Source organism: Aeromonas sp. QDB63 (assembly GCF_027707425.1).
In the GTDB taxonomy this organism is placed as follows: domain Bacteria; phylum Pseudomonadota; class Gammaproteobacteria; order Enterobacterales; family Aeromonadaceae; genus Aeromonas; species Aeromonas caviae.
The window spans coordinates 1-15,642 of sequence record NZ_JAPCIS010000041.1 but is presented as its reverse complement, the minus strand read 5'-3'; the positions used below and the strand labels follow the sequence as shown (position 1 = coordinate 15,642).

The following is a 15,642-nucleotide window of genomic DNA, read 5'->3' as shown; positions in this document are numbered from 1 at the left end:
TCCCGGGATGTCTTGCCGTGTTGCACCTGACGCTTCCTGCCCCTGCCCGGCAGGGGCGCTTACGATGGCCGGGAGGCTGTGGCAGAATGGACCCCTTTTCAGAAGTGTCACAGAAGGTGCCCATCGCTTTGTCTTCCCTCCCCATCGTCCCGGTGTTGCCCGAACTCTTTGCAGCCCTCGACAACCATACCAGCGTGATCCTGCAGGCGCCCCCCGGCGCTGGCAAATCGACCCTGCTGCCCCTGGAGCTGGTGCGCCAGCACCGGCTGCCCGGGCGCACCATCATGCTGGAGCCCAGGCGCCTCGCGGCGCGCAACATCGCGAGCTTCCTCGCGCGTCAGCTGGGGGAGAAGGTGGGCGAGCGCATCGGCCTGCGGGTGCGTGGCGAGAGCCGCACCAGTTCTGCCACCCGGCTCGAGATCGTGACCGAGGGGGTGCTGACCCGGATGCTGCAGCAGGATCCTGAGCTCACCGGCGTGTCGCTCGTCATCTTTGACGAGTTCCACGAACGCAGCCTGCACGCCGATACCGCGCTGGCCTTCGCCATCGAAAGCCAGCAGGGGTTGCGCGATGATCTCAAGCTCTTGGTGATGTCCGCCACCCTGGATGGCATGGCCCTGGAGCGCCTGCTGCCAGGCGCCCCCGTGGTGCGCTCCGAGGGGCGCGGCTTTCCCATCGAGTACCACTATCGCCCTGCCAATCGCCAGCAGTGGTTGGAGCCCCAGGTCGGCGCCGTGGTGCTGGAGGCGCTCGCCAGTCAGGCTGGCAGTGCCCTGGTGTTCCTGCCGGGACAGGGGGAGATAGAGCGGCTGGCACAGTGGCTGGAAGGGCGGTTGCCAGGGGATGTGACCCTGGCTCCCCTCTATGGCCGTCTTGACCTCGCGGCCCAGCAGGCGGCCATCGAGCCTGCGCCTGCGGGTCGTCGCAAGCTGGTGCTCACCACCAACGTGGCGGAGACCTCCCTCACCATCGAGGGGATCTCCGTGGTCATCGACAGCGGATTGGAGCGGCGCGCCATCTTCGATATCAAGAGCGGCGTTACCCGGCTGGAGACCCGGCCCATCGCCAAAGCCTCCGCCACCCAGCGGGCGGGGCGGGCAGGGCGGCTTGGCCCCGGCGTCTGCTACCGGCTCTGGAGCAGCGAGGTGCAGGAGCGCCTCGCCGAGCAGAGTCCCCCCGACATCCTGACGCAAGAGCTCACCGGCCTACTGATGGACGCCGCCCACTGGGGGGCCCGGGTGGAGGCGCTGCCCCTGCTGGACATGCCGCCCCCTGCCGCCGTGGCCAGCGCCCGGCGGTTGCTGGTGGCCCTGGGCGCCATGGCCCCGGAGGGTGAGCAACAACTTACCCCGGCAGGCCGTGCCATGGCGGCCTTCGGCACCCATCCCCGCCTCGCCCGCATGTTGCTGCGGGCCAGGGAGCTGGAATCCGAGGGTCTGACAGGGATTGTCGCCGATGCGGCTTTCCTGGTGGCGCTGCTGGAAGAAGATCTGCGAGGATCGGAGCGCCTGTCCGTGCTGTTCCACCGCCGTCAGGGCGCCCTGCGCCAGGGGGCGGCCCGTTGGTTCGAGCGGCTCGGTGTGCGGGCAAGCAGCCCGCAGGGTCAATGGCTGGGATTGCTGTGCGCCCTCGCCTGGCCCGATCGCATCGGCAAGCTGCGCAGTGGCAGCCGCTATCAGCTCAGTAGCGGGGTGAGCTGCGATCTGGTAGAAGGGCATCCCTGCCAGGGGCAGGGGGCCATCGTGGCCGTCGAAATGGGTCAGAACGAGCGCGGCAGCCGCATCTTCATCGCCGAGCCGGTGGCGCTGGATGAGTTGGTGCGCCAGCTGCCCGAGCTGGTGAGCGAGCGCCAGTGGTTCGACTGGGACGATCGAGAGGAACGGGTGCGTGCGGAGCGCCAGCAGGTGCTCGGCGAGCTGGTGCTCGGCCAGCGGCCGCTGACGGATCTCTCCGATGAACAGAAGGGGCGCTGCCTGCTGCAGGGCATCCGGCGCAAGGGGCTGCACGTGCTGCCCTGGGACGAGAGCAGCGAGGGGCTGCTGGCCCGCTTGCGCTGCGCCCGCGACTGGCTGCCCGACGAAGCCTGGCCCCCCATGGATGAGGAGAGCCTGCTGGCCGACCTCGAGCAGTGGCTGCTGCCAGCGGTGAGCGGCATGACCCGGCTGGAGCAGTTGAAGCGGCTCGACATGAGCGACATCCTGCGCCAGTCTCTGCCCTGGCCCCTGCCAAGGCGGCTGGACGAGGCGCTGCCGAGCCACTTCACCGCACCGACCGGCAGCCGGGTGCGGATCCGCTACCAGCCGGGTCAGGCGCCGGCGATCCCGGTGCGCATCCAGGAGATGTTCGGGCTGGGCGCCACCCCATGCGTGGCCGATGGCCGGGTGCCCCTGGTGGTGGAGCTGCTCTCCCCGGCCCAGCGCCCCTTGCAGATCACCGCGGATCTCGCCGCCTTCTGGGCGGGATCCTATGAGCAGGTGAAAAAAGAGATGAAGGGGCGCTACCCCCGTCACTACTGGCCGGACAACCCGCTGGAGGCGATGCCGACCCGGGTGACCAAGAAGAAGATGGGATTGCAGAAGTAGCCGACGGGACAGTGATCGGTCGGTACGATCAGAACAAGATGGCGGTGGCACAGTCCCCCTCCACAACAGGCATCGCAGGCCGCTCGCATCAGCGGGATGGCGAGGAGAACGACAAGAGGATTTATGGCAACCCAACGACGCAAGCGCACGCCCAAGAAGGCGGCGCCCAAACGCACTATCTGGCGCACCCTGTTCTGGCTGGGCTTCAAGCTCTCTCTGGTGGTGGCGGCCTTCATGGTGGTGTTTGGCATCTATCTCGACACCAAGGTGCGCGAGCGCTTCGACGGGGAGAAGTGGCAGTTGCCGGTGATGGTCTACAGCCGCCCGCTGGAGCTCTATCCCAGCCAGCGGCTCTCCCAGACCCAGATGCTGCGCGAGCTCAACATGCTGAGCTACAAGCAGGTGCGTCAGCCCCATACCCCGGGTGAGTACGCGGTGAGCGGCAATCGCATCGAGCTGGTGCGCCGGCCGTTCGAGTTCCACGACGGTGCCGACGGTGCCCGTGGCCTGCGCCTCACCTTCAACGGGGCGCGCCTCGAGGGGATCCAGTCCCTGGAGAACCAGCGCCAGCTCGGCTATGCCCAGATGGATCCGGTGCTGCTCGATCGCCTTAACACCGAGGATCGGGAAGACCGCCTGCTGGTGCGCCTTTCCGAGGTGCCGGACAGCCTGCTGGTGACGCTGCTCACCACGGAAGACAGGGACTTCTACCAGCACGGCGGCGTTTCGCCGGTGGCCATCATGCGCGCCATGGCAGCCAACCTGCTGGCGGGGCGCACCGTGCAGGGGGGCAGTACGCTCACCCAGCAGCTTGCCAAGAACTTCTTCCTGACCCGTGAGCGCAGCCTGTGGCGTAAACTGCAGGAAGCCTACATGGCGGTGCTCATCGACTACCGCTACAGCAAGGACGAGATCCTGGAGGCCTACCTCAACGAGGTCTATCTGGGGCAGAACTTCTCCCAGGGGGTCTACGGCTTCGGGCTCGCCTCCTACTTCTACTTCGGTATTCCGGTCAACGAGCTGGACATCGATCAGGTGGCCCTGCTGGTGGGCATGGTGAAGGGCCCCTCCTATTACGATCCCTGGCGCTTCCCGGACCGGGCCAAGGCGCGCCGGGATCTGGTGCTGAAACTGCTGGCGGATCACGGCAGCCTGACCCAGGCCGAGTATGACCTGGCCAGCAAGCAGCCCCTTGGCATCATCGCCCGCGGTCAGATGAGTTATGGCCGCACCCCGGCCTTCATGGGGCTGCTCAAGCGGGAGATCCAGAACCGCTTCGGCCCGGATCTGCTCAAGCAGTCCGGCCTCAAGATCTTCACCAGTCTGGATCCCATCGCCCAGCACGCCGCCGAGCAGGCTGTGGAGTCGGGTCTGGCCACCATCGAGAAGCAGCGTGGCAAGAAGAAGCTGGAGGCGGCCATGGTGGTCTCCGACTGGCACAAGGGCGAGGTGGTCGCCATGGTGGGGGGGCGGGATCCCCGCTACGCCGGCTTCAACCGGGCGCTGGATGCCCGCCGTCAGATTGGCTCCCTGGTCAAACCGGCGGTCTACCTGACCGGCCTCTCCAACGGCCTGACCCTGGGCACGCCGCTTAAAGATCAGCCGATCCGCATTCGCGGCCAGGATGGCCAGATCTGGACGCCGCAGAATTACGACCGCAAGTTCCGCCAGAGCGTGCCCCTGATGGAGGCGCTTGCCAGCTCCCTCAACGTGCCGACCGTCAACCTCGGGATGCAGATAGGCCTGGACAAGGTGGTGGATACCCTGCACAAGCTGGGTGTGCAGCAGGAGATCCAGCCCTATCCGTCCCTGGTGCTGGGGGCGGTGGCGCTCTCGCCCATGGAGGTGAACCAGATGTACCTGCCCATTGCCAACCAGGGGTTGACCCAGCCCCTGTCGGCCATCCGGGCCGTGGTGAATGGCGAGGGGCGCCAGCTCTACCAGCATGACGAAGCGGCCAAGCGAGTGACGGATCCCCAGGCAAGCTGGCTGACTCTGTTCGCCATGACCAAGACGGTGAGCCAGGGGACGGCCCGTGCGCTCGGTGCCAAGTTCCCCGGGGCCACCATGGCCGCCAAGACCGGTACCACCAACGAGCTGCGAGACTCCTGGTTTGCCGGGATGGACAACAACGAGCTGGTGAGTGTCTGGGTCGGCCGTGACGACAACACCCCGGCCGGGCTGACCGGTGCCAGTGGCGCCCTGCAGCTGTTCAGCGGCTACATGAGCCAGCGCGGGGTCAACAGCCTGGGGCTGAAGATGCCCGAAGGGGTGAGCTGGGCCAACTTCTCCCGCTCGAGCGGTGCCCGGGTGGCCAGCGATTGTCCCGGCAGCCTGCAGGTGCCGGCCAAGCTGGCCGGTCTGGCCGAGCCCATGAGTTGTGCCAGCCCGGTCTCCAACCCGGTCAACGCGCTGGACAACTGGTTCAACGGTTTCTTCAACTAACTGCGACGGGCAGCCCTGGCTGCCCGTGTTGCAAGGAGTGCCCATGACGACTCCCCTGTTTGACGCCATCCATCACGTGGCCATCATCGCCAGCGACTATCCGCGTTCGCGCCACTTCTATCACCAGGTGCTGGGGTTGCCCATCATTGCCGAGACCCTGCGGGCAGAGCGCCAGTCGTGGAAGCTGGATCTGGCGCTGCCGGACGGCAGCCAGCTGGAGCTGTTCAGCTTCCCGGCGCCGCCACCGCGCCCCTCCCGGCCGGAGGCGTGCGGGTTGCGCCACCTGGCGTTTCGGGTGGCGGATCTCGACCGGGTCATCGCCCACCTGGAGCAGCACGGGGTGGAAGTGGAGCCGGTGCGGGTGGACGAGCTGACCGGCAAGCGTTTTACCTTCTTCGCCGACCCCGACGGCCTGCCGCTGGAGCTGTACGAGGCAGCGCGTTAGGCTGCCTGCTGCAATCTGGGTGATCGGTTTGACCATGAAAAGGCCGCCCTGGGAACAGGGCGGCTTTTTTCATGGGGTTGGAGAGGGGATCATGCTGTGGTCAGCAGGGCGACCGCCACCGCCATCACCACCATGCCGAGCCAGCCGACGGGTCTGAGGCGCTCGCCGAACAGCAGCAGGCCCCCGAGGGCGGTGCCCAGAATGCCGATGGCGCCCCAGGTGGCATAGGCCACGGCCAGATCGATCTTGCCGGTACTGACCGCCTCGCTGAGCAGAGTGAAGGCACAGAGCACCAGCAGAATGCCGAGGACGCCCCACCCCTTGTCGCGAAAACCGACGGAGCGGTTGATCGCCATGTTGGCGCCGATATCCAGCAGGGCGGCGCCCAGTACGATGATCAACGGGTGCATGGGGCTTCCCTCCTCTGGCGGGTGGGGGCTGGTGCATCATGGGTCTCGCCCAGGGTCACCATGACAATCCCCACTATGGCCAGCGCCAGTCCGATCCACTCCTGGATGCTCAGCTCGTAGCCGAGGAACAGGACGGAGACGGCGGTGATGAGGGCGATCCCCAACCCTTCCCACAGCGCAAACGCGATACCAATGGAGATTGTCCTGGCGGCCTTGGCGAGCAGCAGGTAGGAGAGGGTGATGAGGAGCCACATCGGCAGATAGTGGATCCAGCCGCTCGCGCTCTCTGGAATCAGGGCCATGGAGGAGGTGCCGGCGACCTCGGTCAGGATGGCCCCTGTCAGAAAGAGGCGGGCCAAAAGCAGGGGACGGGATGACATGCAGTTTCCTTCTGTTGCTGCGATGAAGAGAGGATAACGGCACCCGAAACGGCAAGGTTATCGCTGAGCGTCGAGAAAGCTGTCGCTGCTTGTTTGCCTTGGGGTGGGCCAGGGGATAAGGTGGTGATGGAATAATCTGCCGCCAGTTTGAAGCCATGAAGCTAAATCAGATACAACTCTTTGTAGAAACAGCAGACAGTGGTTCGATAGCCAATGCCGCCAGACGACTTGGCAAGAGTCGCAGCGCCGTGAGCTCGGCGATTGCAACCCTGGAAGTGGAGCTTGGCGTCGAACTTTTCGAACGAGGGGCGAATCAGAGCCGACTGACCGAAATCGGCGAGCAAGTGCTGGACGACTGTCGGCGGCTGTTGCAGGCCGCCAACAGCCTGAAGCTCAAGTGCGAGCACCATGCCTCCGGTGCCGAGGTGGCGCTGCGGGTAGCCCGGGACGACGCCATTCCCGAGGTGGTATGGCGCGAGATGCTGGGGGCGCTGCGTCGCCAGTTTCCGGGCACCAGCATCTCCCTGGTGCTGGCCTCACCGCCGGAGCTGCCGGCCCTGGTGGAAGAGGGGTTCGTGGATGCCGCCTTCGGCCTCATCACCGAGGAACAGGAGCGCAGCGGTCTTTGCATCGACGTGCTCAATCCGATCCGCACCCTGATGGTGGTCGCACCAAGCCACCCGCTGGCTGGGCTGAAGCGGGTGTTGCAGCAGGATCTGACCGATCACACCCAGGTCACCCTCTCCTATGTGGACGCGTTTTCGGTCAAGAGCCTGCTGCCCATCGGAGGGCAGCATATCGGGTTGTCGAGTTTCGAACTGATGCGGGATGCGGTGCTGGATGGTCTGGGTTGGGCGGTGCTGCCTTCACCCCTCATCCAGAGCCAGCTGCGCCTGGGAGAGCTGCTGACCCTGAAGCACAAGTTCAGTCTGCAGTGGCGCGATTACGGAGTCTATCTGTCGAAGAACGCCCATCACGGCAAGGTGCTGGCCTGGCTGAAGAAGGCCATAGAAGCCTATCTCGAACCCTTCGAGTAGCCGCCAACCGGGGCGGGCACCCCGGTTGGCAGTGAGAGGGGATCAGTGCAGGCCGTGACGGGGGACGCGCTGGCGGGAGCGAAATGGCAGCAGCAGGAGGCCGAGCAGCAGATCCCCCGCCAGGGAGGCCAGCAGACCCGCCGCCACGCCGCAGAAAATGGCGGCCTGTTTGAGGGGGACCACATAGCCGTAGTTGTGCAGGGTATCCTGCCAGAGGGCGGGATCGGCGCGCAGCAACAGGTGGGAGAGCTGCTGGTACCAGGGACTCTCCCGCACGGCGATCTCCCCCTGAAGGTGCTGCTGCTGGTTCACCAGTTGCTGGAGGCTGGTGGCATCCTGGGTGAAGACGGGATCCTGGCTGGCACCGTAATGGGCGACCAGCGCCTGCAGATCGCCATTGAAGTGCTGGTCCGCCGTGTGCTGGAAGGGGGCCAGCGCCAGACCGGCCTGCTGCAGCCGGGCATCCAGCCGCTGGAAGTAGAGATCGACCAGCCCGGGGATCTGTACACCTGCCAGCAAACCGAGGGCAAACAACATCATGCGAAGGTAGCTGCGCATCATCATCATCCTGAACGAAGGGAGCGCCCATACTAGCCGCAACCGGTGGGAGAGCCAAGGAGGGGACGCGCTTGCCCACCCGGTCGGCGGCGCCAAAAGAAGAGCCGATGGAATACCTTTGTTACACGAATTCTTACACTTTTGTGATGCAAGTCATCTTGCGGCTGGCCTAGAATGAGCGTTTTTCGAAGGACACGTCGGCATGAGCAAGTTCATTCCTTTCTATCTGGCCGGGGGCCTCATCGCCTTCAGTTGGGGCGCCCTGCCTGAGCACGGCCCTTGGGATGGGTGGGATCTCGCCCTCTTCCAGTTGGTCAATGGCTGGATTGGCCACTCCCCCCGTTGGGCCGATCTGGTGGCCATCACCAACAACCGCCTGTTCGATCTGGCCGCGCTGGCCTGCATGGGCGGGATCCTCGCCAGTTGCTTCTTCCGTGCCGACGGACAGGAGCGCCGTCGTCTGGTGGCCATGGGGGTAGTGATGCTGCTGGGGGCCCTGGTGATCAATCAGCTCGGGCATCTGTTGCCGGTCAGCCGTCCCAGCCCCACCTTGATGGTGGACGGGGCTCTGCGCCTGACCGAGATCAGTGCGATTCCCACCAAGGACTCCGCCGGTGACAGCTTCCCCGGTGATCACGCCCTCTTCCTGATGATCTTCGCCGGTTTTGCCCTGCGCTATCTGCCGCGCTGGGCCGGGGTAGTTGCGGTGGTGATGGTGCCCCTGTTTTCGGCGCCCCGCATCCTGGCTGGTGCGCACTGGATGACGGACGTCTATGTGGGCGCTCTTTGCCTCTCCCTGATCTGCCTGCCGCTGCTGTTGCTCACTCCCGTGTCGGATCGCCTGATCGACCGCCTGGCTCCCCGGCTGCCACGCTGGATTGCCTGACGGAGAATGAAAAAAGAAGGCGGGTCACCCCGCCTTCTTTCGTTTACGCCTCACCGGTGCTGTGGTCGTCGCGAAATGACCAGGACTACGCCCGATGAGCCCGGGCTGTCGCCCTCCCAACCAGTATGGATAGCCCCATTCGGGTTCTGCCAGCCAAAATAGTCGCGGCCAAACGTTTGCACCCGTCGTCTCATGATCCTGGCCAGGATTTTTTCCCTCCGCTGCCTTAGAATCGCCGCCCGTTGTTGGAGGTCTCCCCATGCTTGTCACTTTTCTGCGTCTCTTGTTTATCGGTTGTGCCCTGGTCTTTCTCTTTATGCTGGTCCGTGCCTGGTGGCACAAACGGCGTCATGGCCAGCTCGAAGCCACCCCTTTCTGGCCGGTGGCGGCCATCGGTTTTGTGGCCAATTTTCTCGATACCCTGGGGGTGGGGAGCTTTGCGGTGAAGACCGCCTGCTACAAGCAGTTCAGGTTGATCGATGATCGGGTGCTGCCCGGTACCCTCAACGGCCAGTGCGTGCTGCCGACCGTGACCCAGGCTCTCATCTTCATCGGCGTGGTCAACGTGGATCCCGTCACCCTCATCAGCATGATGGCGGCTGCGGCGGCCGGTGCGGCCTGGGGCGCCCGTTACGTGGCCTCCTTTGATCGCCAGACCATCCGGCTGGTCATGGCGGTCTCCCTGCTGGTGGTCGCCGGTCTCATCTATGCCGGTCTGCTCGGGCTCTTCCCCCTCGGTGGCGAGGCCATGGGGCTGAGCGGTTACAAGCTGGGGATCGCCCTTGCCGGCAACTTCCTGTTCGGAGCCCTGATGAACGTCGGTATCGGCCTGTTCGCCCCCTGCATGACCCTGGTCTATCTGCTCGGCATGAACCCGCTGGTGGCCTTCCCCATCATGATGGGATCCACCGCCGTTCTCAGCGTCTTCTCGGCGGGGACCTTCATTCGCAAGGGGGCTTTCGATGCGCGGGCCGTGCTGGCGGTGGCCATCTTCGGCCCCATCGGCGTGGTGCTGGCGGCCATGCTGGTCAAATCCATGGAGATGGAGATGCTCAAATGGCTGGTGGCCTTCATCGTCATCTATACCTCCTGGACAATGTACGCCTCCTGGCGGGCGGCGCGGCGACAGCCAGCGCCCGCGCTGGCAGAGGCGACGAGCTAGCTGGCGTCGGCGAGGCCCGCCTGCACGGGCGCCCCGCGTTGGTATGTCATCCCGCTCGCCCGGTACTGGCGCGTCTTCTGATGCCTCTGGCAGCCCCCTCCGGGTGGGCGGTCTGCTGGCTGGAGGCGACCAGTGCGGCTTCCGCCCTGGCACCGAGAAACACATAGAGCCCCAGCGCCAGCAGCAACCCCACGGCGCAGCCCATCACCCCCACCGCAGGCCAGAGCAGTTCGCTCTGGCCGAGGGATCCCTTGAACAGCAGCAGCAACCCCTCGATGGAGACCGCGATCAGGATGGCGGCGATAAAGCGGGTAATGGTGCGCCGGATGGCGCTGTGGCGGAAGATGTCCTTATGCAGCAGCACTTCCTCTTCGAGGATGGTCTTGCCGAGATCGAACACCGCCAGCGCGAGCGTGAGGAAGATGATGGCGCTGAAGGCGCCGAGCCGGTTCTGCTGGGTGCCGCACAGCAGCAGATAGAGCTGTTCCAGCCCGTGCCAGATGAGGGTGCCGACGATGAGAAACAGGGCCAGACTCAGGACGACGTAGACGGCCCTGAACCAGGGAATGGCGCGCCGCCGCTCTCTGTCCCCCATCAGCCAGGCGATCAGCTGGTGCAGGTTGATCTCCAGCTCCCGGCCATGGCCCTGCACCAGCAGGCGCAGCTGCCCCTGGGCCGCCGGAACGGGCGCCAGTATGGCTGGCCTGATCTGGGGGGGCAGGCTCTTCACCTCCTCGACGAAGGCATAGGTCTTGAGAGACGCCTCGGGGAGGGTGAGCAGCCCCAGCAGCAGGGGGGCCAGCTCGGTTTCGTACTCCTGATAGCGCCGCAGCACATCGATGGGGCTCATCTCTGCCATATACACCTCGGTCCAATGGGCTCCTGAAGCAGGGGCCTGCAAATTGTGGGCCCGATTTATGACAGCCCGTGTACGGCGCGGCGCACCAGCAGGTGGCAAGGTTCCGGTGAGGGACTTAAAGATGCACCACTACGGTGCCTTGTCGGGACGAGCAAACAAAAAAGGGCCCCATCGGGGCCCTCTGCACATCTTGCTGCTTGTCAGCCAGCCAGCTTGGCGAAGCTGCGCTCGGCGGCCGCCAGAGTGTGTTCAATCTCCTTGTCGCCGTGGGCCAGCGACAGGAAGCCCGCCTCGTAGGCGCTCGGCGCCAGATAGACACCCTCTTCCAGCATCAGATGGTAGAAGCGCTTGAAGCGTTCCATGTCGCAGCGGGTCACCTGCTCGTAGCGGGTGATCTCGGGCTCGTCGGTGAAGAAGAAGCCGAACATGCCGCCCAAGTAGTTGATGGCAAGCGGGATGCCGTGCCTGGCGGCGGCGGCTTTCAGCCCCTCGGCGACACGGGCGGTCTTGGTGCTCAGCTGCTCATAGAGGCCCGGCTCCAGCAGCAGGTCCAGCATGGTGAGGCCGGCGGCCATGGCCACCGGGTTGCCGGAGAGGGTACCAGCCTGATAGACGGGGCCGGTCGGGGCGATGTGCTGCATCACCTTCTTCTTGCCGCCGAAGGCGCCTACCGGCATGCCGGCACCGATGATCTTGCCGAGGGTGGTGAGATCCGGATCGATGTTGTAGTGACCCTGGGCACCGCGCAGGGAGACGCGGAAGCCGGTCATCACTTCGTCCAGGATCAGCAGGGCGCCGAACTCGTCACAAATGGCGCGAAGCCCTTCCAGGAAGCCGGGCACCGGCGGGATGCAGTTCATGTTGCCAGCGACCGGCTCGACGATGATGCAGGCGATCTCGCTGCCGTACTGGGTGAAGGCTTCGCGCACCGAGTCCAGATCGTTAAAGACACAGGTGAGCGTGTGTTTGGCGAAATCGGCGGGTACGCCCGGGCTGTTGGGCTGACCCAGGGTGAGGGCGCCTGAGCCGGCCTTGACCAGCAGGGAGTCGGCGTGGCCGTGGTAGCAGCCTTCAAACTTGACGATCTTGTCGCGACCGGTATAGCCGCGGGCCAGCCGGATGGCGCTCATGGTCGCCTCGGTGCCGGAGTTGACCATCCGCACCTGCTCCATGGAGGGGACGATCTGGCGCACTTTTTCGGCCATCAGCACTTCGATCTCGGTCGGCGCACCGTAGCTCAGTCCCTTCTCCACCGCCTTGATGACGGCGGCCTTGATGGCCGGGTGGTTGTGGCCCAGCAGCATGGGGCCCCAGGAACCGATGTAATCCACATAGGCCTGGCCGTCCACGTCATAGAGGTAGGCGCCATCGGCGTGATCGATGAAGCGGGGTGTACCGCCGACCCCGTTGAAGGCGCGGACCGGTGAGTTGACGCCACCGGGAATGGTCTGGCGGGCCTGTTCAAACAGCTGATCTGATTTTGACATGGATCATCCTTAATGGGATTTTGGTCGTTACCCGGGCACAGGCTGCCGATTGCGGCTCGGCAGGGGATGGCGGGAGGAGTATGCTTTGCGCTCTCGCCCCGGACTCTCGCCCGTGAAACATGAAACGGGCCGACTATAGCAGAAAGGCCCAGAGCTGGGCAGCCGAGGCCGAGGTGTGTCTGGTCCTCGTTAGATGAGCGTGATTATCCATGGAGCAACAAGCCATTCCTTCCGCCGACGCGGCCTCGCTGCGTCGTCCTCCAGTCTTGCAGCGCCTGATACGGCGGGACAAGATGCCGCTGCTGGTGCTCCTGCTGGCGGCCCTGGTCGGCCTGCTGGCAGGCTTGGTGTGCGGACTGTTCGAGTCTTGCGTTCACTGGCTGGCCCAGCAGCGTGTCGACTTGCTGGCCGATCGCCCCTGGTGGCAGCTCGGCCTGCTCGGCTTTGGTTTCAGCGCCCTGCTGGGGTTGGTCGGCTATTTCCTCACTCATGCCTTTGCCCCAGAGGCAGGGGGATCCGGTATCCCGGAAATTGAAGGGGCCATGGACGACCTGCGCCCGGTACGCTGGTGGCGGGTGTTGCCGGTGAAGTTTTTTGGCGGGGTCTGTACCCTGAGTTCCGGCATGGTGCTGGGGCGGGAGGGGCCCTCGGTGCAGATAGGGGGCAACCTCGGCAAGATGGTGGCGGATATCTTCCGGTTGCCCAAGGAGCATGGCCATGCCCTGCTGGCTGCCGGTGCGGCGGGTGGTCTCGCTGCGGCCTTCAATGCCCCGCTGGCAGGGATACTGTTTGTCATGGAAGAGATGCGACCGCAATTTCGCTACTCCTTCCTCGCCATCAAGGCGGTCGGGATTTCGGCCGTCATGGCGACCCTGATGCTGCAGAACATGAAAGGGCAATCCCCCGTCATCATGCTGCCCCACTACGACGCTCCGGCCTTGAAGGCGCTCTGGCTGTTTCTCTTCATGGGGGGCTGCTTTGGTGTGCTGGGGTTCGTCTTCAACAAGCTGGTGCTCGCCTGTCAGGATGGTTACCTGGCATTGCATCAGAACAAGCGCCACCGCTTCGTCATCATCGGCATGGGGGTGGCTGGAACCTTTGGCATGCTGTCGCTGTTCGCCCCTTCGGTCACTGGAGGGGGAATCGAGCTCATCCCGCATCTGACGGGGGGAGATTATGCGGTGGCGACCCTCTTCATCATCTTCTCGGTGCGACTGGTGGGTACCCTCATCTGCTTTTGCTCGGGGGCCCCTGGTGGTGTCTTTGCGCCGACCCTGGCGCTGGGCACCCTGTTCGGGGTGATCTTTGGTCACCTGTTCCACTCTGCATTTCCCGATCTCGGCATCGAACCGGGTGCCTTTGCCATCGCCGGCATGGGGGCGCTCTTCGCCGCCACCGTGCGTGCCCCCATTACCGGCATCGTGCTGGTGACAGAGATGACAGACAACTATCAGCTGATCCTGCCCATGATGATCACCACCATAGGGGCAACCCTGGTGGCGCAATGGTTGGGGGGGCGTCCCATCTATTCCCAGATCCTGGAGCGAACTTTACGGCTTGCTGCGCGTCAAAACCGGGGTGAAAGCAGCATCGCGACCGGTTAACTCTTTGTTTATCCGTATCAATCCGGCATGGTCGCGTATAGTGAAAAGAAACCGGCTGTGTTGATGTCGGCATATAGAAGAGGCCTTATGTCCCAAATCGTGAAGTTATTGGTGGTGCTGTCTGTGGGGGCATGTATCGGTTATGTCGTCGGGAACAGACAGGTGCTGGCTCAGAGCAGCCTGATGACGGTGCAGCAAGAGACGTTGGAGCGTCAGAGCAAGGCCATTGCACAACTGAAGACGGATCTCGGCGTCAGGGAGACCCTGCTGGCGACCCAGAAGGCCGCCTTCGAGCAACTTCAGCAGACGCTCAAGGATCAGGAAGCCCAGGTACAGGAGCAGAAGCGTCAGCTCGCCTTCTTCGAACGCATCATGCGTCCCACCGGCGAACAGGTGGGGGTATCCATCGACAATCTAACATTGCAGGAGACGAGTGTGCCGGGTCGCTACCACTATCGTCTGGCGCTCACACAACCCGCCAAGAAGCGGGAGCTGTTTCGGGGGCAGGTGCAGATCCGGCTCGAAGGCAGTCTGGCTGACAAGCCCAGGATCCTCAGTGGCCGGGATCTTGGTATGAAGGTGGGGGAGGGACGCTACGCGTTGCGATATTTCCAGCTCTTGGAGGGCAATTGGCAGCTTCCCTCAGGCTTCATCCCGGACAGGGTGAGAATCCTCATCCCGAAGGAGGGTCGGCAACCGGCCCAGGAGCTGGTTGCTGAGTGGAACGAGGTGCTCAAGCCTCTGGTCGCTCAACCAACCCCCTTGCCGGCAGCACAGTAAGAGAGTGGTGAATACTTGAACTAAATGGTCGGGTATTGGATAATTTCGCGGTTTCCATGTTTGTGGATGTAACGGTTGTGAGGTCAGCAATGAGTGCAGTAGCAGAAGCTCCCTTGCCCATCCAGATGACGGATGCGGCAGCCAACAAGGTAAAGACCTTGATCACCGAAGAAGAGAATCCCGAACTCAAGTTGCGGGTCTACATCACTGGGGGGGGCTGCTCCGGTTTCCAGTACGGTTTCACGTTTGACGAGAAAATCAATGATGGCGATACCGTGGTCGAGAAGAGCGGCGTCACCATGGTGATCGATCCCATGAGCCTGCAATACCTGGTCGGCGGCAGCGTGGATTACACCGAAGGCCTGGAAGGTTCCCGTTTCACCGTGACCAACCCCAACGCCACGACGACCTGCGGTTGCGGTTCCAGTTTCTCCATCTGATCTATAGCAGCATGATATGAAGGGCCCCGAGGGGCCCTTTTCATTTTTGTATGCCTGGCGTGGCTGGCATGTAGATCTTGATGTGGCGAAAACGGGTACCGATTGGTAGTGATAGAGAAGGTGTGCGGGCTCATTTAGATGAATCATTGACGGCTTTTTAGTCTGATTGGTTGTTGATTAAACACCTGAACGTCTTTTTCAAATAAACACGTAGTTTTCGCTTGTCAGCGAGAATCATATCCCTATAATGCGCCTCCATCAGCACGGCGCAGTGCGTGTCTGGTCCACCTTGCAAAGCAAGCTGGTGAGGGTTATAGTTTAAGACCCTGCTCTTTAACAATTTGAATCAAGCAATCTGTGTGGGCACTCACAGCATCGAACATCAAAAACAATTTTTGATTTTCAATGTCTGGTGAAGTGACCAAGACGATTTCTTAGCAATAAGAAGTCGAACAGTTTATTTCAGCAATTCATTGAGCCGCCTTAACAGGCAACCAAACTTAAATTGAAGAGTTTGATCATGGCTCAGATTGAACGCTGGCGGCAGGCCTAACACATGCAAGTCGA

General features: G+C 63.4%; 14 protein-coding genes and 1 rRNA gene. 10 read left to right on the top strand and 5 right to left on the bottom strand.

Annotated elements, in window-relative coordinates; all coding sequences use genetic code 11:
- Positions 1-128: 128 nt before the first annotated feature.
- The 3 genes from hrpB (at position 129) to gloA2 (ending at position 5,472) form a co-directional block, all read left to right on the top strand.
- Positions 129-2,582: an ATP-dependent helicase HrpB gene (hrpB, locus tag PG879_RS18485; RefSeq protein WP_236277159.1), complete on the top strand. Its 2,454-nt coding sequence runs from the start codon at positions 129-131 to the stop codon at positions 2,580-2,582.
- Positions 2,583-2,705: 123 nt separating this feature from the next.
- Positions 2,706-5,027 carry a penicillin-binding protein 1B gene (mrcB, locus tag PG879_RS18480; protein ID WP_128274066.1) on the top strand — a complete coding sequence of 774 codons (2,322 nt, stop codon included), beginning with the start codon at positions 2,706-2,708 and terminating at the stop codon, positions 5,025-5,027.
- Positions 5,028-5,070: 43 nt separating this feature from the next.
- A complete protein-coding gene (gene gloA2, locus PG879_RS18475; protein WP_203763010.1) occupies positions 5,071-5,472 on the top strand; it encodes an SMU1112c/YaeR family gloxylase I-like metalloprotein in 402 nt (133 codons plus the stop codon).
- 89 nt (positions 5,473-5,561) lie between these two features.
- Here the strand turns inward: gloA2 and PG879_RS18470 are convergent, their stop codons facing one another.
- Positions 5,562-5,882, bottom strand: coding sequence for an SMR family transporter (locus tag PG879_RS18470; protein WP_128313853.1), 321 nt, complete (start codon positions 5,880-5,882; stop codon positions 5,562-5,564).
- Complete coding sequence (locus PG879_RS18465; protein WP_043155747.1) at positions 5,870-6,262, bottom strand: DMT family transporter; 393 nt, start codon at positions 6,260-6,262, stop codon at positions 5,870-5,872. The genes PG879_RS18470 and PG879_RS18465 overlap by 13 nt, the downstream gene beginning before the upstream one ends.
- Before the next feature lie 155 nt (positions 6,263-6,417).
- Between PG879_RS18465 and PG879_RS18460 the strand changes: the two genes are divergently transcribed.
- The gene (locus tag PG879_RS18460; RefSeq protein WP_270830559.1) at positions 6,418-7,299 is read left to right on the top strand and encodes a LysR family transcriptional regulator; all 882 of its coding nucleotides are present in this window, start codon (positions 6,418-6,420) and stop codon (positions 7,297-7,299) included.
- Positions 7,300-7,341: 42 nt separating this feature from the next.
- On the opposite strand, the gene PG879_RS18455 is transcribed toward PG879_RS18460, so the two are convergent.
- Positions 7,342-7,857, bottom strand: a complete 516-nt coding sequence (locus PG879_RS18455) for a DUF2937 family protein (RefSeq protein ID WP_104454716.1) — start codon at positions 7,855-7,857, stop codon at positions 7,342-7,344.
- Between the two features lie 202 nt (positions 7,858-8,059).
- On the opposite strand from PG879_RS18455, the gene PG879_RS18450 reads away from it, so the two are divergent.
- Both PG879_RS18450 and PG879_RS18445 read left to right on the top strand, forming a co-directional pair.
- Positions 8,060-8,743: a phosphatase PAP2 family protein gene (locus tag PG879_RS18450; RefSeq protein ID WP_010675560.1), complete on the top strand. Its 684-nt coding sequence runs from the start codon at positions 8,060-8,062 to the stop codon at positions 8,741-8,743.
- 259 nt (positions 8,744-9,002) lie between these two features.
- Entirely contained in the window at positions 9,003-9,905 is a 903-nt protein-coding gene (locus tag PG879_RS18445; protein ID WP_270830558.1) for a sulfite exporter TauE/SafE family protein, read from the top strand.
- Between the two features lie 46 nt (positions 9,906-9,951).
- Here the strand turns inward: PG879_RS18445 and PG879_RS18440 are convergent, their stop codons facing one another.
- Together PG879_RS18440 and hemL are read right to left on the bottom strand one after the other, a co-directional pair.
- The gene (locus PG879_RS18440; RefSeq protein ID WP_270830557.1) at positions 9,952-10,764 is read right to left on the bottom strand and encodes a hypothetical protein; all 813 of its coding nucleotides are present in this window, start codon (positions 10,762-10,764) and stop codon (positions 9,952-9,954) included.
- Positions 10,765-10,964: 200 nt separating this feature from the next.
- Positions 10,965-12,251, bottom strand: coding sequence for a glutamate-1-semialdehyde 2,1-aminomutase (gene hemL / locus PG879_RS18435; RefSeq protein ID WP_270830556.1), 1,287 nt, complete (start codon positions 12,249-12,251; stop codon positions 10,965-10,967).
- A gap of 209 nt (positions 12,252-12,460) precedes the next feature.
- Between hemL and clcA the strand changes: the two genes are divergently transcribed.
- The 4 genes from clcA to PG879_RS18415 all read left to right on the top strand — a co-directional run.
- A complete protein-coding gene (clcA, locus tag PG879_RS18430) occupies positions 12,461-13,855 on the top strand; it encodes a H(+)/Cl(-) exchange transporter ClcA (protein WP_103857999.1) in 1,395 nt (464 codons plus the stop codon).
- Positions 13,856-13,942: 87 nt separating this feature from the next.
- On the top strand, positions 13,943-14,635 hold the full coding sequence (locus PG879_RS18425) for a DUF6776 family protein (RefSeq protein WP_270830555.1): 693 nt from the start codon (positions 13,943-13,945) through the stop codon (positions 14,633-14,635).
- Positions 14,636-14,724: 89 nt separating this feature from the next.
- Entirely contained in the window at positions 14,725-15,075 is a 351-nt protein-coding gene (gene erpA, locus PG879_RS18420) for an iron-sulfur cluster insertion protein ErpA (RefSeq protein ID WP_010675554.1), read from the top strand.
- A 502-nt stretch (positions 15,076-15,577) separates the two neighbouring features.
- Positions 15,578-15,642 (top strand): 16S ribosomal RNA (locus PG879_RS18415); the annotation flags it as partial.